This is a genomic window from Gloeotrichia echinulata CP02 (assembly GCA_038087035.1).
Classification (GTDB): Bacteria; Cyanobacteriota; Cyanobacteriia; order Cyanobacteriales; family Nostocaceae; genus Gloeotrichia; species Gloeotrichia echinulata.
On sequence record CP051187.1, the window covers coordinates 2670116 to 2690132 of the forward strand.

Here is a 20017-nt window from a genome sequence, read left to right on the forward strand (position 1 = left end):
TTTTAGTATCATTTAAATTTTAAACTTAGCAGTCTACCGAAACTGTGGTGAGAAACTTAAAAAGTTTGTTTGGGAAATCTAATCAAGGGGTCGGTATCGAACTTGCATCTGAACGGGTGAACATAGTTCAGATACGTAAACAGCGCCAAAACTTAAAAATAGAAGCTTTAACATCGGTAGAAGTTCCAGAAGGGCTAATCACTGATGGTCAAATAGCTGACCCCCCAGAAATGGCTCAATTAATACAGCAGGCGCTGTCCAACAGTAAAATCAAGGCTTCTCGTGTTGCTACTGGTTTACCGGGGCGGGATTCAATTGTGCGTCTCATCCCAGTTCCAGCAGAATTAGATGATCAAGAACTGCGCGATATGGTGTTAAACCATGAAGCCGGCTTATATTTACCCTATCCTCGTGAAGAAGCTGATGTAGATTATCAGAAACTTGGGTATTTTATTGATGAGGATGGCATTGAGAAAGTACAAGTACTGCTAGTAGCCACCCGCAAGGAGGTGACAGATACATATATCAGTACATTTCAGCAAGCAGGACTACAAATCCATGTTTTAGAGATTAACAGTTTTGCCCTGATTCGGACTATTCGTGACCAACTACGGCAATTTGGACCCCAAGAAGCTGCTGTGCTAGTTGATATTGAGTTTGACAGTTCAGAAATTGCCATCATTGTCAACGGAGTGCCGCAATTTTCGCGCACCGTGCCAATTGGCATGTATCAAATGCAAGCAGCCCTCTCAAAGGCGATGAGTTTACCGATATCGCGAGATCTCGAACTTTTACACAGTCTGACGATTCCCACAACAGCCTTAGATGGAGGGAGTACAGGGATGTCAGAAATTAATCCTGGTATGGCATCTGTTTTAAGAGTTCTAAGTGAACTTACGGATGAACTGCGCCGTTCTATCGATTTTTACCTAAATCAAAGTGAAAATTTGGAGATAGCACAGATTTTTCTCGCAGGTCCAGGGGGTGGACTACAACAGCTAGATGAGTTTTTCACCCAACGCTTGAGTTTACCAACTACTCAAATTGATCCAATAGGGTCTTTGTCCTTAGAAGTAGATGCGGAAAAATACCCAGTCCAACAACGTACTGGTTTAGCAATAGTCCTTGGTCTAGGAATGCGAGAGGTCTAATCCAATGTACAGTCTCGAAGTTAACTTTCTCAAAGACCGCCCAATTTACCAGCCGAAACCCACAAAAAATTTAGGCATCAAATTCCCCACTGGGGATATGACACCAGTTTATTTGGGAGTAGCCCTAGGGGTGTGTTTTCCAGCCTTGGTGGGCGGTGGTTGGTGGTTTTTACAAGCCAAGAATGGTGAATTAGAGCAAAAGATATCACAACTCGAACAAGAAAGCCAGCAATTAGATACACAAATCGGCAACATTAAGAAAATTCAGGAAGAGACCAACCAGATTAAAGGCGAAACACAGTCTTTAATTACGGTTTTTGACCAGATTCGCCCTTGGTCAGCGATTTTACAAGATTTGCGCGATCGCATCCCAGGGACAGTGCAAATTCAAAACATCAAGCAAATTCAGCCTACAGCCCCAGTACAAGGAAAGCCAGCACCCAATCCCGCAGGAGGAATAGAAGTTACCGGCTTGGCGCGTTCTTTTAACGATGTCAACGATTTCTTGCTTACCCTGCAACAATCTCCGTTTTTAAAGTCTTCAGACAGCAAAATTATGACTGCAACTCTAGTAGATGCACCATTACCACCCAATGCACCGACATCGAATAATGGTGTAGTCATTAAACCACCGCAAGTAGTCAACTACACCATTAAATCAAGTCTGAGTAATGTTCCAGCGACTGAGTTAATTCGGGAGTTAGAACAAAAAGGCACAGTAGGACTAGTGACTCGACTTCGCAGTATGCCAGTAACAGGAGTCATGCAAAAATGACGATCAGTGAGGATTTAAATTTTGCCGAGCAAGCTGGGGAGTTTAATTTAGAAACACCAGCCTACCCTGTTCTCTTTGGAATTAGCTTCACACCCAAAATTATCGGCATCATAGCCGGAGTTTTAGGCATTACCGGAGCCTTGTTTCTGTTGTTAAATATGGTCATGCCTGCTTGGGATAATTATCAACAGCAGCAAACAAAAAGTAACGACCTACAAGGACAACTTGATCAGAAAAAAGCCAGTATCAAAAAAATTGTTCAGGTAAAAGCAGCCCTAGAAGAGGCAAAACAGCAAAAGATTCAGGTGTTAGGTTTATTTTCTAACGAGAAAACCTTAGATACATTACTTTTAGATCTAAATCGCTTAGTTGAATCGGGCAATTCTCAAGTTCTTGGCAATGGAGTCAGAGCCAAACTCAAGAAATTTGTCCCCAATACAAACGAAGCAGAAGTGATTAATGATGGCAGTCTGGGGGTAGAGGTAAACGGCAAGTTGAAACGTAGCAGTACCAATATTGAAATTATCGGCACTTATGAACAGACACAGGCAATTATGCGTAATATCGAGCGGTTACAGCCTTTATTGATAGTTAAAGACTATCAATCCACATTGGCACCACCAGAGCCGATATCACCATCACAGAAGATGATGATTAGGCGTGGTTCTGCAGCAATTTCTACATCCTTCCAGTTACAAGCATTAATGCCACTTACTCCTGAAGAAATAGCAGCGGTACAAGCTGCAGCACCTAAGAAGAAATAGTTAGTTTTGTCATTTGTTATTTGTCATTTGTCCTTTGTCATTTGTCTTTGGTAAATATTTTTGACCCTTGACCATTGACCATTGACCCTTGACTAATGACAAAGGACAATCCTCATCTGTAGTCAAAAATGTTCGTTTACAAGGTTTTATAAAGTGAGGAATCAACTGTGAAACAGATTCACGGTAATCTTTTAATATCTAGTGTTGCGGCTTGTGTATTATTGGCATCTCAACCAGTGCTAGCAGCAACTACTCAAATTACTGAAGTCAAGCTAAATCAATTTGATGGTGGATTGAGTGTAGCTTTGACAACTTCTTCGGGAGAACGCCCGCAAGTTTTCACAACAAAAAAAGGTAAATCCTCAGTTGCCGATCTGATTAATACTCAACTACGTTTACCACAAGGTAATAGTTTTCGCCAAGAAAACCCCGCACCAGGAATTGCTTTAGTTGAGATAGTTCAGCTTGATGCAAATAGCATTCGGGTGGTGGTAACTGGAAGCAATGATGCTCCTACCAGTGAACCTGTGGTGCGAAAGCAAAACGGTATTACCCTCAGCTTTACGCCCACCGCTGGAAGCATCGCATCAAAACCAACACAACCGCCGTCAAGACCGACAACAGCGCCTACTGCTACCCCCTCCCCACCGGGTAAAAAACCCGATGTTCTCGTCCCTAACCCAGTAGTCACCATTGACGGTAAACCTGCAGACCCTGCTGGTATGAGCCAACCTATCAGCCAGGCGCCACCGTTCTTACCTAGAGCTGTCGCCCCACCTGTGGGAGATATTGCAGTTTCTAATACCGACGCTTCACCTAGCACCATTGACTTGGGTACTCAAGAACGGGTTCCCCGCTTAGTATTGCGAGATGCACCAGTCAGGGATGTTTTATCACTGCTAGCCCGCGCTGCAGGTTTAAATTTGGCTTATGTCAATAGTGACCCATCTGCAGGAGGTCAGCCAGGTGCTACTCCTAATAACGCCTCTCAAACTATCTCCCTAGATATACAAAACGAGCCTGTGCAAGATGTGTTTAACTACGTCTTGCGTTTGAGTGGTTTAGAAGCCAACCGCAGTGGTCGCACGCTGTTTGTCGGTCCAAAGTTACCCAACTCCACCCGTGATACAGTTATGCGTAACCTGCGACTTAATCAGGTAACGGTGGGAGTCGCTCTAAACTTTTTGGTGGGGTTGGGGGCGGAAAGTGCTATAAGCCGCGAACGACTTGTTACCAGCGTCAATGCTGTGCCTGTAGGTGGTGCGGCCAATGTCGCAGTTACTCAAACTCAGACAACGACAGAAAGCAAACTTGAAACTCAACGAGTTGAGTTTAAAGATTCTAACCCCTTACTCAGAGGTTTACAGGCATTAGGAGACGAACGTACCAATTCTGTCACTTTAATTGGGCCTCAACGGCTACTTGATATTGCGATCGCTCAATTAACTCAGCTTGATATCCGCCGTCGGCAAGTGGCAATTAATGTCAAAATTATCGATGTTAACCTCTTGGGAACCCAGGACTATAACAGTAGCTTTTCCTTTGGACTTGGTAATAACTACTTTAGCAATGATGGTGGTGCAGCAACTTTTAATTTTGGTGGTTCTAGACCAGCTAGTGCTTCGGAAGTTGCAAACAGTGTGACTAGTACACCTGTTATTAAGAATCCAATTACAGGAGCGCCTTTCTATGATCCAAATAGCTCTGTATCTATTCCTGGAACTATCCCAGGCACAACAGTAGTAAAAGATGGCACCACTACAATAACCCAAAGTGCAGGATCGCGGAATTTCTATACACCTATAGCTCCTACTGGAAATGGAAACCCTTTACAACCTGGCTTCAGTAATATCACCCCAGCAACTAATAATATTGTGACATATGATGCTGATGGCAAGCCAGTTGTATCACAAGGTGCTATTGGTACAGCTACGACATCTTTGCCTTCTCTATACCAGTTTCCCAAAAAACTTCTTGCTAGTTTGCAGGCTCAGGTGACAAATGGCAATGCCAAAATTTTGACTGACCCAACTCTGACAGTACAAGAAGGGCAGGAGGCCGTAGTCAAGTTAACCTCAGAAGTATATGGAGGGATAAAAGAAACATCACAAGGTTCATCGACAGGCCAAAACTCACAATCAAGCTCTACTCGTGAACCTATTATCAAGGAAGCAGGGCTAACTCTGTCTGTCAAAGTTGAGCGGATTGATGATAATGGTTTTGTTTCCTTGTCTGTTGCACCTACTGTGTCTGCACCTGGTGGTACAGCATCAAGTCCTAATGGTATTATTACTCTCTTAGCAGCAAGAAGTCTTAAATCCGGTTTAATTCGGCTCAGAGACGGACAAACATTAATTCTCTCAGGTATTATTCAAGACCAAGACCGAGCTACTGTTTCCAAGATTCCCATTTTGGGTGATATTCCCTTGCTCGGTTCGCTGTTTAGAAAGACAAGCAGAACCAATGAACGCAGAGAAGTAATTGTGTTGCTCACGCCTCAAGTGATGGATGACTCTGAGCGCTCATCTTATGGCTATAATTACACACCCAGCCCAGAGGTGCGGCAAATGCTTGAGCGTCGGGGTTTGAAGTTTCCTGGTAGGTAGTTAGAGGACGGGAACTACAGACCATCGTCGGGGCACGGTGATGCCGTGCCTTTATGGACAAATTTCCCCAAGTGATGATCGCTCATCTGCCCACAAGAAAGCGATGTCTATAGCACTTCCTATTCAGATGAGGTACAAAATTGTATCACGCGATGTAGGGGCACGGCACTGCCGTGCCCTTACCGATGTACCTCACTAGGGCGAGAAACGCTATAGGACAAACTACATCTACCGACTTACCAGATCGTTTTGATATGGGGGTAATTTAAAATCTTGGCATCGCAAGTAATAATTGGAATTTCATAGCGTCGTGCAATTGCTACCAAAATTCTATCTGCTGGATCTTTGTGAAAATCCTCTGGTAACTGGGTACTGGCGATCGCATCTATCGGTGATAGCGGTTCAATTACCACACCGGAATGACTCTGCGCTAACTGATACCATTCATCAATCGGCAAAGGCAGAACTAATTTACCTAGACTGGATTTAACAGCTATTTCCCAAACAGAAATAGCTGAAACTAACAAACCATTTTGGGTTTCTTCTGTCTCAATAGCAGCTTGTGCAGGTTCTGATATTTGATTGGGGTCGTGAAGCAACCATAGCCAAACATGCGTATCAAGTAAAATCATTCTGCTAATGCTTGCCAAAGTTCAGGCATAGGTTCATCAAAATCCCTAGCAATGATAATTGGTGTTCCCCTCAGTGGGTAATGCTTTGTGGTGTGAGTAGTTTGCCAGGGGACAATTCGGGCAATGGGTAAGCTGTTGCGAGTAATTACAACTTCCGATTGATTGACTGTAATCTCATTTATGATGGACGAAAGTGAAACATCACTTTCCTGTATGTCGAGATATTTCATATTAGTAACTATGCTCTTTTTTTTCCTATCGCTAGTGTAGTTCATAAATTGTCAGCGATCGCCTCTGTCTCAATAAAAAAGCGATTCCTGAATTTTTCGAGTTACGGGCAAATTTTTTCCCAAAAAATCCAACTCAAACCCCGAAATCCTTACTCCTCTTATCTTTCATCTGCCGCCTAATTTTCTCCACTTCCCCACGCACCGGATACAACAACTGCTGACTCAAAGCCCCTGCATAAGCCGTCCTTATAGGACAGCCGCTCTAAACCCAGTTTTTCGGTAAAATACTCTTGTACTATGGATGCGCCTTGATGCAGTGAGCCACCACTACACCAAGACGACTTCTCCCCTGTTGTGTTAGCAACAAAGGAGCTAAATTAATAATGCCAAAACCACGATATGACGAAGACGAAAATGTTTCTCGTCATGCAGCAGCAAACGCGGATTGCTGTGAAGAAATGGAACAGAAATATGGCTGGAACCTCTTAGACATCGAGCCTTTGGAAGGCGATATCTTCGAGGTTGATTGCGTTTTTGAGGGAAACACCGAGTTTCCAAAGTCTTACTACAACGCTGACAAGGAAGAAAAAGACGATGCGTAAGTGGATTGTGTTTAGAGCCGAAAAGAATCAACCAGGCTGGAAAGAGCGACGGTTTCAACATACGCAATCGCTCACCAAGATCCTTGCAGAGCATTTTGACTCTTCAGATAACCCAACCCCTGAACCAGGATACCGCCCATTGGAGTTTATTCGCGTAGAGCAATTGGCGAATGCTAATTTCCCAGGAGAAAAGACGCATTACCGCAAGAGTGATTGGGTGGTATCACGGGTAGAAACTTACACCCCTGATGTTCCTATGGGTGAGTTTGACATGATTGTGATTTGCCATTGTAAATATAGTCCCATCAAAGCCGACCTAAAACCAATGCCAGAACGCGAGATTTCCCCTGATTCCTTTGGCGGGGATACAGAAGCCTACGAGCGCTGGCTACAGTCTCAAAGCGTTAAACAACCTGCACAAGCAAATTAATATGGCGGTTATCGGTTGAGTCCAATACAGTCGTAAGAGATTCAACCGAGAACCGCTATAGGGTGTGTCACCACTCCCCCATCTCCCCTAGTGAGTATTTATGCTCAATAAAATGATTGTTTTGTGTGAAACAATGAGTCTAAAATCACAAATAATCTGGAAATCTATATAAATTAATGGTTTCATCTATCCACATCAGGCTTGAACACCTTAGAATGATTCTTTGAAAAGTCGAGCCGATGGGATTTACAGCGATTTTCTGTCGTAACACTCCCAAAGGACAACTTTTGTATTTCTCGCAACAGAGATTTAAGTAAAGATACATCAGGGTGTATCTGTAGAGAATCTCAAGTAAACCTTAAGGAGTTTGTCATGAACAAAGGTGAATTGGTTGATGCTGTAGCTGAAAAGGCTAGTGTGACTAAAAAGCAAGCTGATGCGGTTTTAACTGCTGCTTTGGAGACAATCATCGAAGCTGTGTCTTCTGGCGATAAAGTAACGCTGGTAGGATTTGGCTCCTTTGAATCACGGGAACGTAAAGCCCGTGAAGGTCGTAACCCCAAAACCAACGAAAAGATGGAAATTCCCGCTACCAAGGTTCCCGCATTCTCCGCTGGGAAGATGTTTAGAGAGCGGGTAGCACCCCCAAAATCCTAGGTTATATCCCCAGGAATTTTGATTTTATGCGGCAAAGGGCACACGGGGGAAATTTAGCCTGGGCAGCAGCACTGGCTGGCTGTCCCCGTGAGGCTATTCTGGATTTTTCTGCCAGTATCAGCCCATTGGGTCCACCCAATAGTGCGATCGCGGCTATTGTGTCGGATTTTAGTAATCTTAGGCACTATCCAGATTCAAATTATAGTGATTTGAGACTAGCCCTCAGTCACTTTCATCAACTGCCGCCTGAGTGGATTCTGCCGGGTAACGGCTCTGCAGAATTACTTACTTTAGCGGGTAGGGAATTAGCAGCATTAGCCGGAACAACGTTAATTACTCCAGCCTTTGGTGACTACTACCGCACGCTGGCTGCGTACAACGCTAAAGTCTTGGAGTTTCCCGTTGATTTGGGGACTGGGGAGAAGGTGAAAATGTCTCCGCCCATCCCTCTGGCCCTGTGGCCCTGCTCCCAAAACTGCGGTTTACTGCTGAATAACCCCCATAACCCAACGGGAAAACTCTTTTCGCGCTCATCGATTCTGCCCTACCTAGAACAATTTGCAATGGTTGTGGTAGATGAAGCGTTTATGGATTTTGTGTCTCCTGAAGAGGAACAAAGTCTGATTTCCCTGGTACAGGAACATGAGAATTTAGTAGTATTGCGATCGCTCACAAAATTCTACAGTCTTCCTGGATTACGACTGGGATATGCGATCGCTCACCCTGACCGCTTGTCTAGATGGCAATTGTGGCGTGACCCCTGGCCGGTAAACACGTTGGCGGCTGCGGCTGCAATTGCTTCACTCGCAGATCATGAGTTTCAACAACAAACCTGGAAATGGCTACCACCTGCACGAAACCAACTCTTTCAGGGTTTAGCAGCCATTCCCGGATTACAACCAGCAACTAGCGCTGCTAACTTTTTACTAGTTGAGTCACAACAGTCTAGTTCACAGTTGCAGCAAAAATTGCTCAAAGGGTACCAAATTTTAATTCGTGATTGCCTTAGTTTTAAAGAACTAGGCGATCGTTTTTTTCGGGTTGCTGTGCTTTCTGAGTCTGATAACCAGCGTTTACTCACAGCCCTCAGTGCTGAGTGCGACGCCGGGACTGGGTGATGGGGATAGGGGGTGATGGAAAGAGTGGGGGAGTGGCGGAGTCGGGGAGTCGGGGAGAAAAATTGTCCCCTAGTTTCCCAATCCCCATTCCCCAATCCCCATTCCCCAATCCCCAATCCCCAATCCCCATTCCCAAATGACAAATGACTAATGACTACGATGTTGTGATTATTGGGGGTAGCCTAGCAGGACGCGAAGCTGCCTTGGCTGCTACCCAATTACGTGCTAAGGTTGCCTTGGTGGAAGCCAACGTAAACTATGGGTTTTTTTACCACCATGCGATGAGCCAAATCAGCAAACTATCGCAGCAGCTAGGTGATGTGGTTGGTGTTAGTATTCATCCTGACGGGGTTGGTTCCCCAGGAAAATCGCAAATATCTGTGACATGGCCAGAAGCGATGCTCTACGCTCAAGAGGTTGTTGCCAATCTCGAAGCACAGCATTCTCTCGCCATGCTTATGGCTAATGGTGTCGATGTCATTGTTGGTAGGGGTCAATTTCAATCTTCCCCCCGTCTCGCATTTGCGGTTAATGACCGTTTGCTACGCGCCCGCACCTATTTGTTAGCTAATGGTTCACGTCCAGCAATCCCAGAAATTGAAGGATTACAAGCCACTGGCTACCTGACTCTGGCGAATATTTGGCACTCTTCCCCCTATGGATGGGAAAACCCAGGGCGGATACCACCTAAAGATTGGCTAATTATTGGCGGCGTTCCTCAAAGCATTGAAGTTGCTCAAACTTTAGCGCGGCTGGGTTGCAGTGTGACGCTGGTAGTTAAACACCCCTATCTTTTGCCCAACCTTGACCCGGAGATCGCCCAACTGTTGCAAGCACAGTTAGAAGTTGATGGTGTACGTGTTATAACGCAAACAGCAGTAACTCAGGTGATGCGAATTGATGATAAAAAGTGGGTTCAAGCCGGAAATAAGGCAATTGAAACTGATGAAATTTTAGTAGCAATTGCACAGCAGCCAAATGTTGAAGAGCTAAATTTGGCAGGGGTAGGTGTAAAATGGTATCGGCGGCGCTTGGTTGTCAATAATAAACTGCAAACCACTAACCCCAGAATTTACGCTTGTGGTGATGTCATTGGTGGTTATGACTTTGGTAACATTGCTAATTATGAAGCAAAAATTGCCCTAAAAAATGCACTATTTTTTCCCAGATATAAAGTCAATTATCGGTGCATTCCTTTAGCAATATTTACTCAGCCGATGTTGACGCAAATAGGTTTGACAGAAGCGCAAGCCAAACGGCGATATAGTGGCAATCAAGTTTTAGTTCTACGGCAATATTTTAAAACATTAGCAGTAGCCCAAATTGCCGGACAAACCACGGGAATTTGTAAATTAATGGTGTTAGAGAATGGGGAAATATTGGGGGCTGAAATATGTGGTGCAGAAGCTGGGGAGTTAGTTAATATTATTGCTTTGGCCATATCACAAAAGATTAAAATTAACCATTTAGCCAATTTAGCGCCTGTTTATCCTAGTTTCTCAGAAATTTTGCAACGAGTTGCTAAAGATTGGTGTCAGCAAAGGTTAGAGAGGAATCTTGTTTTGCAAGAATTTTTGGCAAGTTTCTATCATTTCCGACGCGATTGGCATTTCTAAGTAATAAGCATCACCACCCATGCTACCGCCGCCGCCACCAATGGTACACTCAGGTTATCAGTACCATAAGGCGAAACTCCCTCGGCTAGAGTAGCCAAGGCACCACTGAGAATAGCCGCCAAAAGTGACCTACCCACACCATAAGACACTGCTAAGGGACTCAAGGAAGAACCTGGTAATAGCAGCAGTACCAAAAATATGGCTATGGTACTCGCCACAAACATCGCCGCTGAACCTTCCCAGCTACGCACAGAATTACCGACTTGATATTTATGTTGGCCAAAACGCTTACCAATTAAGGCTGCTAGTGCATCCCCCCAAGTCATGGCCATGATCCCCGCTGCAGCGATGGGGACGTTATCCACTGGGCCATCTGGACGCCACAGCAACCCAAATAACAGAGTTACGGATATGGCAAAATAGACAGTACCCGGTGAACTGTCTGCGGTATCCATTGAGGCAATAATTCGGTAGCGATACAACAGATAATTGACGCCGATAAATGTGGCAAAGGGTATAATTCCAATTTGCCAGCGCTGAAAAAGTAGGAGTACGCCGAAAATCCACATTCCTGCGCCAACATGGATAACTTTGCGAGTTAAATCTGGTTGAATACCAAACAACCGCCGCAGTCCCTCAGCAATAATAAGTAGACTGATGACGTAAATATAGGAAGCTACGAGTCCAATAAAATCGTTGTTTGTCATTTGTCAGTTGTTAGTTGTCATGTGTCAGGAGAAAAAAATGAATCTTGTACAAAGGCGATTAATTGCGTCTCTCCTGGGCACTTACTGGGAGAACGGGTAGTTTGAAACTAAAGATTGCTCAAATGAATCACTACTCGCTGATTAAGAGCCTGAGCGATTTTTTGGAGCATTGACAGAGAGTGTCCCTCGTATTCAGCATCTTCTAGCCGTGCAATCACAGGCTGTTTTGTGCCAATCAGTTCAGCCAATTGTTTCTGTGTTAACCCCGCTTTTGTTCTAGCTTCATAAATCAACTGTGCCACTTCTGCATTGATTGAAGCTTCTGCCACCATTTCTTCAAGCTCAGGGTCGCTGCTAGTCATTTGCTCAATGATTTTTATCGCATCGCTAGTCTTGGCCATCCTCTTGCTCCTCTACGTAGGTGTGAACTTCAGGGTCTTCTTCAAATAAAAGCTTTCGTGCTATCGCCCGTTCAATATCAATTGGAGGTACAGATGCTTCTTCCTTTGTAATGGCGTGTGCGAGAATTGCCACATTTTGAGGTTGAGCCGAGATAGCTGCGATTTCGGAAATAGAGGCTCTTAACGCACCAACCACTTGTGTTTGGTAATTTGCTACTTTATTGTACGCAACACTGTTGTAGGCAACGAAAAATCAAGGGTTTTCAGTCCTTATTTCCGCACTAGCCTTGATCTCGGCTCAACCTCATTTAGTTCGTTCACTATTGCGTCTGAGGTTTTTGTCTAAAAACGAAACACTACCAATACCTTGGAGAATACCACGACCAATTAAACCCAGACCTCGACCAATTACTTGGGTGAGAATGAAGACTATACCACTGCCTAAAAATGCTATTAGTGATTGTAACCGAGGTGCGATCGCATCCCGAAATTCTACTATCAATGTCACTACTAGGCGAATACCAGTAAGGTTTACTAACTCCTGACTCCTGGGAGCATAAATCGAAGTTTTGGCTATACCGCGAGGTGAAAATACAAATAGTTCATAGCGGCTTTCAAAAATGGCTATTGGCTCATTGATATAATTTTGTAATCGGTATTTCCAAGACAAGTTGTTTCTAAATTTTTCAATTTCTCGTGTGGAAATTAATTTGCGGTCATAAAAACTTTTCTTGATCATTTCTAAATCTGCTAAAGAATTTAGCAGGGGCTGCACTACTCCATTTGCTACCTGAATTAACAAGTTCTCTAAAATCATTAAGGCTTGAAATTTAGCTTCTGCGCTATCTGCTGGATAAGTGGTATTATCTATTTGCAAATCGATTTGAAATAGCAGATAAGAAAATAGTTCTATAACTAAAGGAATTTTTGCGAGAATTTCAGTTTGCACAACTCCAGAATTCTGCAACAAAAAATTAACCATTTCTAAATCGCGATCACCTACTTGTAGCCGCGAAAATTTACCAAAAAAATCTGTAACTACTACTTGCCATAAATCATCTAATATGGTAGACTTAAACTCATCTATTTGATCTAAATTAATTTCGGATTTACGTAATTCATCTAACTGTTTAGTTAGTTTTTGGAGAATCAGATAAAGTAATTCTCGTTTTTTATCTTCACGAAAGATATCGATTTCTAAAGGGATATCGGTGAGATTTTGTAAAGGTAATTGAAGTTTAGTCACACAATCGGCGAATAAGGCAGATTGCATCGCTCTGGGACTAAGTAGCAACGGCAAATTTTCCGTTTGTTGTGAGTCGAATATGGTAATGGCATGACTGAGGGAGGGAATAGCAGAGGGCTGCTGTTTTTCTCGCCTGCTCCCTGGTGAAGCCAACAAGCGATTGACGAGCCAACGAGCCGTCAGCAGTTCTCTTCGCTGTCCAGTCAAAATTGCGCGGTCTATTAGTGGGAGTCCCGGTACTTGTAATTGTGCAGTTACATCAGCTAGGGTGGCTTCTATTTGAGCAATTCCTGACAAGCGCCAATTATTCCGCACCCTAGCAAAGGGGAGTAAGGACTGACGAGTGACGAGTGAGGAGTTATGATTATCTCCTTGTCCCCAATCGCCAATCCCCACTTTCCTGATAACAGCGACTAACTCAGCAACGGGAGTACCTTTAGGGCAGTAGCCATCTATACCAGCCACTCTGGCGGACGAAAGTACTGCTGATTCTGTGATAGAACTGAGGAGCAATATTGGTAACTTTGGGTATTGGGTTTTCAATTGCTGACACAGTTGTAAGCCTTGCTGCTGACTGGCGGTGGTACGACCATTACCTAATTCCAAAACCACTAAATTTACTAAGTTAGGGTCGTGTTTAGCGAGTTCTGCTAAAACCTGCAAAGCAGCGGTATCTGTTTCCACATCTGATACCACTTGTATTTGAGGTATTGATTCCAAAGCTACCCGTAGTCCTAGGCGGAAAATCGGGTCTTGGTCAATTAACAATAATTTTAGAAGGCGATCGCTCATTGTCTGTTATTCTATGCCAGAAAACAGCTTTGATATTTAGTTTAAAGGTAAGTGGCAAAATTGACTTGCACCGAGAACATTACCGCGCTACTTTGCTGCAAAACCTCAGCAGACCGTGATTTATCGAATCCTTTGCTCCTAAATAAAATCTGGACAAAACCGGACATTACTAGGACTTACGCATTGACAAAAAACACAAAATATGGACTGCAAAAAACCGGAGATGTCGTAGTGGTAAAGCGCATTGCTAAACCCCTACAACAATCCCCAGTCCCCAGCGATGCACTGAGCCGGTCGTTGTGTCCCTAGTCCTCAGTCCCTTTTTCTGACGAATTGCGGTAGCCATAAAAATTAATAGTGTAGTCAGTAATCTGCACTCCAGTTTGTTGTTCAACTTGGCGAATAAAATCTTCTGGTAATTTTATATGAACGTCGAGGATTTGATTAGTATCAATACAATTTACGTGACTGTGGGAATCACTAATGTTACCATATAAACGACCATCACAGTGTTCAATACATTCAATGATGCCCTGACTAGATAATGCTTCTAAATTTTGATAGACAGAGGTGTGACCTATCTCTTTACCTTGGTGGTTCAAGCGATCGTAAATCTCTCTAGCAGATAGATGTTCATTCGCTTGCCAAAGTAGTTCTAGAATAAAGCGCCGTTGGCGACTAACGCGCATACCCAGCACTTGACACCGCTCCAGAGCATCTTCCAGAGAACGAATTGGTTGTGTAGATATCGCTGGTTTTTGCATATTCTATGCTTGTTAACTGTTGGGGTAATTTTCCCATTTCCAGGGTTATAGGATATTCTTATATGCGAAAATATTACATCTCGCCCTTGATCCTATACCTGTGTGATTGTTTTTGATAGCTGCCCAAATCACAGGGCTATGATTTTTTTACTATTTGACGGTTGGCTTGTCACACCCTAATCTAAAACAAACTCATTACAACTTTAACTTAAAATAGGTGCTAATGTCCACTGGAAGGGCTAAGAACTGTAACCTAAAAGCTATTCAAGCCTCATCAAAGCTCGTCAATTTTGAGTAGGTATCACGAAAAGATGGTAGGATAATCAATAATAATTAACGGTTAACAACCGTGCCGTCAGAGGATAAACCTTCCAGCATAGACTGGCGTTTGATAAACGTGCCATAGGCGAAGTGCAGGCGACCTAGACAGAGGGTCGTTAGTAGCGCCTCAAACAGAAGTTATTCTGTAACTTCGACACATATAGCGATCAGTTAGATCGTGTTAGCCTGTGGACTGGTTAACGCCGACGTTGCCAGAATAAAGCAGGAAGTAAGCATCAAACTACACATGAGTAGATTTGTCTATTTGTGAGTAGTTATGAATAGGTCTTATGTAACGGACTAGTACACTGTCATACCATTTCACCAAAACTCTGATACATATAGAAGCCAGTAGGGGCACGGCAATGCCGTGCCCCTACCAAGGTATTTGTATCATACTTAAAGTGAAACGGTATCACACAAAGTTTGATGGCTTGTTTGTAGTTGGGCTTTAGCCCTATTGGTTGTCAGCGCTATAAAGCACAACTACGTTTATGCGTTCTGGTGTACGCAGTTCATAATCACGCTATTATGTGCATCAACTAAAAATGATCATGTTATTAACACTGAAATGTTTGTAAGAATCGCTTAAAGTTTAAGCATATTCACGCATGAAGTTACAGTCTGTAAATTTACATAATATATTAGAGAAAAGGCCGTAAGTTGAAAACTAAACACGGTGTTCCTATAAATGTCGGCAAAGAGACAAAGACGCAATAAGACGCGATATTTTTCGCGTCTTTATTTTGCCAATAAAGCATTTCAGGGCAGCAAAGTGCAAGCAAATCTAGCATCAAACGCTGAAAACTGCTACTGTGGATTCTCGATCCTACAGTTGAACATAAAGTTCTCAGTCAATGACAATCACGATCGCCATCAATACTGATGCCATTAACAATCTAGAACTGTCGCCTGCGTCAACAGTGATTGAGCAATTGCTACAACCGGGAGCCGCATCCCACGAACAGCAATTGCACTTTGAGATAAACTATGATTTGGAAGCAGGCGATCCACGCGAACTCTCAGAAATTCCAGAAGTGCGGCTGTGGTTTGTCCGTCTGGATGCTAAATACCCCTGGTTGCCATTTTTACTCGATTGGAAAGCTGGGGAATTTGCCCGTTATACCGCAATGCTTGTACCGCATCAGTTTAGTTCTCAGGAGGGTATTCAGTATAATCCCGAAGCCTTAGAAATATATTTGATGCACAAAATTTTTATTTTGAGTGATTGGTTGAAGCAACAAAGCATTCCCAGTGCATCACGACTCAAGTCAATGGCACAAATGCTAGGTTATGAATTGGAGGATGCTTTCTTTGAGCTATTTTAACATTTAACATTTGTCATTGGTCATTTGTCATTTGTCATTGGTCATTTGTCATTTGTCATTTGTCATTTGTCATTTGTCATTTGTCATTTGTCATTTGTCCAACTCCAAACTCCTTACTGTGACGGTGCGTTAAGGCACTCATTACTCCTTACTCATTACTCATTACTCATTACTCCTTACTCATTACTCATTACTCATTCCTTAAAGGTTGAAGGTTGAAGTTTGACTACTAACCGTCAACCTTCCACCTTCAACCACTTACAATTGATATCACTTAATGCGGCAAATCAAGGCTAATGCGACATTGAAAGCATATTCAACTGCTTTTGATTTACTTGGTAAAGCTGCCTGCCAAATGCGATAATCATTGCGGTCAATAATTAAGTTGGCTATATCATGAGTAGAAATTCTCTTCAAAATATCGTCTTGAAGAGCTTCAAATTCTGCTGCTGTGCCATTTGTTTCTAAAATTTCTTGGGCTGCGGCAATAAAGTTATCTAAAACAGCCTGCATGTATTGTTTACCCGCAGTTTCGGCAAAAACAGATGAGGATTTTAATGCCTTAAATTCTTCTAAAATAAGATGAGCGATCACTCTTCCTTCTTGACTATTCCAATCATCAGGAAGTTGAACATCAAGATATTCAGATTCATTATCTTTACATTTAAGATATTCATGAATATCTCCAGTTATTTGAGGCAGTTTTTTTCCAGTTAATAGTTCTTGCAACCGGCTAGAGCTTGTCTCAATAAACGCATCCCGAAATACTTTTTCTTGACCTTCAGGACATTCATACACAAGATAAGTCCAAATACCTGGATTACCAGTATCAGTTTTTTTAGCTTGGTAGAAAGTCATAGTTCCATCTTCTTCGCATTCATAATAAGCACTATGAATTTCAGTAAATTCACAGTGGCGTAGGCTGAGGGAACGGGTGATGGCTTGAAAAATGCCAGCAATATGGTGGGGTTGGCTTTCAACCTGAATGTAACGAGTTTGACTAATAATAAAGTTGTGTAAACGAATCGCCATTTGTTCTTCCTTTTGATGTATCAACACGTCGAGGGGGATGCACCTGACTAACGGCAATAGGGAAAATAAGGAACACTAACATGGCGCGTTAGATCCACCCGTAAGCTAAACTACCAGAAATTTTTCTGTCACTTAGTGACCTAAAAAACCCAGTATCCTCAATTCACAAGATTGAAGTTGCTAATCTTTGTTTTATCGTAAATTTCTCATTGTGGTTAATTGATTTGGTAACAAGAGGAGAAAATTCGCTGTAGGATGCAAAATGCTAGATCGGCTGTTCATTATATCCAGACTGAGAATTGGGTAAGACGCTAAGAGCAAGGGGAATTGGCAAAAACGCCACTCTTGGGGTCGTCATTGGTCATTGGTCATTGGTAAGGATTTGAGGCTGATTTACGTTTTGTAATATAGTTTGGTTTATTCCCACCCATTTACTGACATCATCTGAGTAGTCCAGGCTATATGTTTCCCAAAAGTTTATTCAAAGTAACATGTTTTGGAAAAAATTTTTTATTTGACCGAAAACCGTTACTCAATAGGAATTTTGGGAATTTTGATTGGCAAATAAGCCAAAATCCATTGATAGACAGCGGATGTTAGCACTGAACAGGTTGTTGATTAAGAAAAATAAAACTGGTAGTAACCTGTTGCTTTCGACTCTAGGGTTAAAAAAATATAGCAGTTCTCTTTTGGATGGAAAAAGGACAAGGGACACAACAATGTTGTGTCCATACAAGTGGCATTTTTTTCATCCAAGTAAAAACAGCTATAGAAAAATATTATAGGTGTTGTATGTTACAGACTTTCATTATTGATCCCGTTTCAGAAAACTGCTGGTTTAGCCACCCCAGATTTTTTCTAAAACGGCTTTAGGTGTAATGTCTGCCATTTTGCCATTAGGGGATTTAATCGCCAAGAATTTATCACTTTTTGGCAGCAACTGCGCTGGATTTGTCAGACCAAATAGGGCAATGGTGTAGGTTTGAACTGCTACGCTCAACTGGAGTGTAGCACTGTCGGTAGACAACATTAAACTTGCCCCGCCAATAATCGCCGCCAATTTGCCGATATCATCTGGTGAAATCACCTTGATATCCAAACCAGACTCTAAAAGCGATCGCACAAACTCATCATTATCGCCTTGCTTGAGAAGGACTACAGGTAAATCTGGTTGTTTGACTTGGATATCTTGAATAATTTGCTGCCAATTTTCGACAGGGTAAATTGTATCCCAACCTTGAGCATGGGATAAATCGCTAGCACCATCAGAAATCAAGATGTAACCTGTTTCATGCAGTTCTAGGCGTTTTTGTTGCTTTTGTGCCCACTCAATATCTGTTTTTGGTATATTTACAGTTAACTCTGGGGTAGGAGAGTTAATATCTAATGGCTGCAGGAGGTCGTGGTACAAAGCCGCCCGATACTGGGATGGGTTCAAAGGGATAGGATTCGTCAGAAAAACAGATCCTTTACCTTTGTAGCCAATGCGTGTGGGAATTCCCGTTAACCAGAGCAAAAGACCCACCCACCAACTTTGGTCAGTAGTAATGGCGACATCATACTCGCGATCGCGAATTATCCCCACCAGATTACCCCAATCTGCCAGACTATTACGATCACCGAAATCAAAGCTCAAAACATCATGAACAGACTTACTCACCCGATAAGCAGATTTTGATCGGGGTGCGACGACGACATCTATCTGAGCGTTTGGGTAATAGCGCTTCAGGTCATCTAGAGTCGGAAACAAAAGAATTTGGTCGCCAATTCCGCCAGGTACAAGAGCTACTACTCGCATAATATTTATTGACGCTTACTCGCTCCTTATTTTAGGGGAAAATATATAGCCTGAAGATTGAGGAATTCTGTGTATTTACTAATTCCAGCGGCCGGGATAGGACGGAGAATGGGCAGTGATCGCAATAAACTCTTACTAAGCGTGCGATCGCAACCAATTATTGCTTGGACTCTTAAAGCCGCAGCAGCGGCAAATAGCATCAGTTGGATTGGGATTATTTCCCAACCTACCGACTGGGAGGACTTCAAGCTCATTATCGCTGATTTAAACCTCACTAAACCAGTAGAGTTTATTCTTGGCGGCGCTACCCGACAAGAATCAGTTTACAATGGCTTGCAGGCCTTGCCCACAGAGGCAGAGCAAGTATTAATTCACGATGGGGCTAGATGTCTAGCTACACCCGATTTATTTAACTCATGCGCCGAAGCGATTCGTCATTGTCCTGGATTAATCGCCGCAGTCCCTGTCAAAGACACGATTAAAGTTGTCGATAGCAATGGCATAATTCAAAGTACACCCGACCGACGCCAATTGTGGGCAGCACAAACCCCTCAAGGATTTGATGTTAAGTTATTGAAACAATGCCATGCCGAAGGCGTTCGTCAAGGGTGGGAAGTCACAGATGATGCGGCTTTGTTTGAAAAGTGCGGTATCCCAGTGCAAATCGTCCCCGGAGAAGAGACAAACTTAAAAGTCACCACTCCACAAGATTTAGCCCTGGCCAAATTTATCCTCACAAGTCGAGGAGAGTGAAGGAGCAAGGGGATTGGGAGATGAGGAAGATGAGGGGATGAGGGGGAATAATAATTTTTCAGTACGAACTCATCTCCCCCTGCTCCCCCAATCCCCTTGCTGAACTAACGTTGCATAGTTCTAATTTCATTGAGAATATTTTGGTAATAACTGTCATTACCCTGTTGTTGAAAAAGTTCTGCGGCTTTTTTGAAGTCATTCTCGGCATTTTGCATATTTTTAAGAGAAAAATATACAAGACCTCGGTTGTAGTAGATTATCGGATTTTTGGGTTCAAAGCGCATCACCCGATTG

22 protein-coding genes are annotated in these 20017 nt (G+C 43.0%); 12 read left to right on the forward strand and 10 right to left on the reverse strand.

Annotated features, from left to right (window positions below):
- The first annotated feature begins 44 nt into the window (after positions 1–44).
- The 4 genes from HEQ19_11755 to HEQ19_11770 all read left to right on the forward strand — a co-directional run bounded on the left by HEQ19_11755 (position 45) and on the right by HEQ19_11770 (position 5296).
- Positions 45–1151: a type IV pilus biogenesis protein PilM gene (locus HEQ19_11755; GenBank protein ID WYM00095.1), complete on the forward strand. Its 1107-nt coding sequence runs from the start codon at positions 45–47 to the stop codon at positions 1149–1151.
- Between the two features lie 4 nt (positions 1152–1155).
- Positions 1156–1926 (forward strand): PilN domain-containing protein, encoded by a 771-nt coding sequence (locus HEQ19_11760; GenBank protein ID WYM00096.1) that lies wholly within the window; start codon positions 1156–1158, stop codon positions 1924–1926.
- Positions 1923–2690 carry a pilus assembly protein PilO gene (locus HEQ19_11765; protein ID WYM00097.1) on the forward strand — a complete coding sequence of 256 codons (768 nt, stop codon included), beginning with the start codon at positions 1923–1925 and terminating at the stop codon, positions 2688–2690. The genes HEQ19_11760 and HEQ19_11765 overlap by 4 nt, the downstream gene beginning before the upstream one ends.
- A 167-nt stretch (positions 2691–2857) precedes the next feature.
- Positions 2858–5296 carry an AMIN domain-containing protein gene (locus HEQ19_11770; protein ID WYM00098.1) on the forward strand — a complete coding sequence of 813 codons (2439 nt, stop codon included), beginning with the start codon at positions 2858–2860 and terminating at the stop codon, positions 5294–5296.
- Between the two features lie 236 nt (positions 5297–5532).
- Here the strand turns inward: HEQ19_11770 and HEQ19_11775 are convergent, their stop codons facing one another.
- On the reverse strand, positions 5533–5928 hold the full coding sequence (locus HEQ19_11775) for a type II toxin-antitoxin system VapC family toxin (GenBank protein ID WYM00099.1): 396 nt from the start codon (positions 5926–5928) through the stop codon (positions 5533–5535).
- Positions 5925–6203, reverse strand: a complete 279-nt coding sequence (locus tag HEQ19_11780; GenBank protein WYM03363.2) for a type II toxin-antitoxin system Phd/YefM family antitoxin — start codon at positions 6201–6203, stop codon at positions 5925–5927. The genes HEQ19_11775 and HEQ19_11780 overlap by 4 nt, the downstream gene beginning before the upstream one ends.
- A gap of 338 nt (positions 6204–6541) precedes the next feature.
- On the opposite strand from HEQ19_11780, the gene HEQ19_11785 reads away from it, so the two are divergent.
- From HEQ19_11785 to HEQ19_11805, 5 genes are all read left to right on the forward strand, one after another.
- On the forward strand, positions 6542–6760 hold the full coding sequence (locus tag HEQ19_11785; protein ID WYM00100.1) for a hypothetical protein: 219 nt from the start codon (positions 6542–6544) through the stop codon (positions 6758–6760).
- Positions 6753–7190 carry a hypothetical protein gene (locus tag HEQ19_11790; protein ID WYM00101.1) on the forward strand — a complete coding sequence of 146 codons (438 nt, stop codon included), beginning with the start codon at positions 6753–6755 and terminating at the stop codon, positions 7188–7190. Before HEQ19_11785 ends, HEQ19_11790 begins: the two co-directional genes overlap by 8 nt.
- 372 nt (positions 7191–7562) lie before the next feature.
- The gene (locus HEQ19_11795; protein ID WYM00102.1) at positions 7563–7847 is read left to right on the forward strand and encodes an HU family DNA-binding protein; all 285 of its coding nucleotides are present in this window, start codon (positions 7563–7565) and stop codon (positions 7845–7847) included.
- 26 nt (positions 7848–7873) lie between these two features.
- Positions 7874–8965, forward strand: a complete 1092-nt coding sequence (cobD, locus tag HEQ19_11800) for a threonine-phosphate decarboxylase CobD (protein WYM00103.1) — start codon at positions 7874–7876, stop codon at positions 8963–8965.
- Positions 8966–9108: 143 nt separating this feature from the next.
- Positions 9109–10581, forward strand: a complete 1473-nt coding sequence (locus HEQ19_11805) for an NAD(P)/FAD-dependent oxidoreductase (protein ID WYM00104.1) — start codon at positions 9109–9111, stop codon at positions 10579–10581.
- Here the strand turns inward: HEQ19_11805 and HEQ19_11810 are convergent.
- From HEQ19_11810 to HEQ19_11830, 5 genes are all read right to left on the reverse strand, one after another.
- Positions 10578–11288 (reverse strand): phosphatidate cytidylyltransferase, encoded by a 711-nt coding sequence (locus HEQ19_11810; protein ID WYM00105.1) that lies wholly within the window; start codon positions 11286–11288, stop codon positions 10578–10580. The genes HEQ19_11805 and HEQ19_11810 overlap by 4 nt on opposite strands.
- 107 nt (positions 11289–11395) lie before the next feature.
- Complete coding sequence (locus tag HEQ19_11815) at positions 11396–11689, reverse strand: helix-turn-helix transcriptional regulator (protein WYM00106.1); 294 nt, start codon at positions 11687–11689, stop codon at positions 11396–11398.
- On the reverse strand, positions 11676–11885 hold the full coding sequence (locus HEQ19_11820) for a hypothetical protein (GenBank protein ID WZI67190.1): 210 nt from the start codon (positions 11883–11885) through the stop codon (positions 11676–11678). The genes HEQ19_11815 and HEQ19_11820 overlap by 14 nt, the downstream gene beginning before the upstream one ends.
- A gap of 108 nt (positions 11886–11993) precedes the next feature.
- On the reverse strand, positions 11994–13727 hold the full coding sequence (locus tag HEQ19_11825) for a DUF3685 domain-containing protein (GenBank protein ID WYM00107.1): 1734 nt from the start codon (positions 13725–13727) through the stop codon (positions 11994–11996).
- A 305-nt stretch (positions 13728–14032) separates the two neighbouring features.
- Entirely contained in the window at positions 14033–14491 is a 459-nt protein-coding gene (locus tag HEQ19_11830) for a Fur family transcriptional regulator (protein ID WYM00108.1), read from the reverse strand.
- A gap of 1178 nt (positions 14492–15669) precedes the next feature.
- Here HEQ19_11830 and HEQ19_11835 point away from each other — a divergent pair.
- Positions 15670–16140 (forward strand): CRR6 family NdhI maturation factor, encoded by a 471-nt coding sequence (locus HEQ19_11835; GenBank protein ID WYM00109.1) that lies wholly within the window; start codon positions 15670–15672, stop codon positions 16138–16140.
- Positions 16141–16164: 24 nt separating this feature from the next.
- The gene (locus tag HEQ19_11840) at positions 16165–16359 is read left to right on the forward strand and encodes a hypothetical protein (protein ID WYL98110.1); all 195 of its coding nucleotides are present in this window, start codon (positions 16165–16167) and stop codon (positions 16357–16359) included.
- Positions 16360–16410: 51 nt separating this feature from the next.
- Here the strand turns inward: HEQ19_11840 and HEQ19_11845 are convergent, their stop codons facing one another.
- Positions 16411–17172 (reverse strand): hypothetical protein, encoded by a 762-nt coding sequence (locus tag HEQ19_11845; GenBank protein ID WYM00110.1) that lies wholly within the window; start codon positions 17170–17172, stop codon positions 16411–16413.
- An 838-nt stretch (positions 17173–18010) separates the two neighbouring features.
- The gene (locus tag HEQ19_11850; protein WYM00111.1) at positions 18011–18970 is read right to left on the reverse strand and encodes a glycosyltransferase family 9 protein; all 960 of its coding nucleotides are present in this window, start codon (positions 18968–18970) and stop codon (positions 18011–18013) included.
- Positions 18971–19039: 69 nt separating this feature from the next.
- Here HEQ19_11850 and ispD point away from each other — a divergent pair, with 69 nt between their 5' ends.
- Entirely contained in the window at positions 19040–19723 is a 684-nt protein-coding gene (gene ispD / locus HEQ19_11855) for a 2-C-methyl-D-erythritol 4-phosphate cytidylyltransferase (GenBank protein WYM00112.1), read from the forward strand.
- A gap of 104 nt (positions 19724–19827) precedes the next feature.
- Here ispD and HEQ19_11860 read toward each other — a convergent pair whose 3' ends face one another.
- Positions 19828–20010 (reverse strand): tetratricopeptide repeat protein, encoded by a 183-nt coding sequence (locus HEQ19_11860; protein ID WYM03364.2) that lies wholly within the window; start codon positions 20008–20010, stop codon positions 19828–19830.
- Positions 20011–20017: the final 7 nt, after the last annotated feature.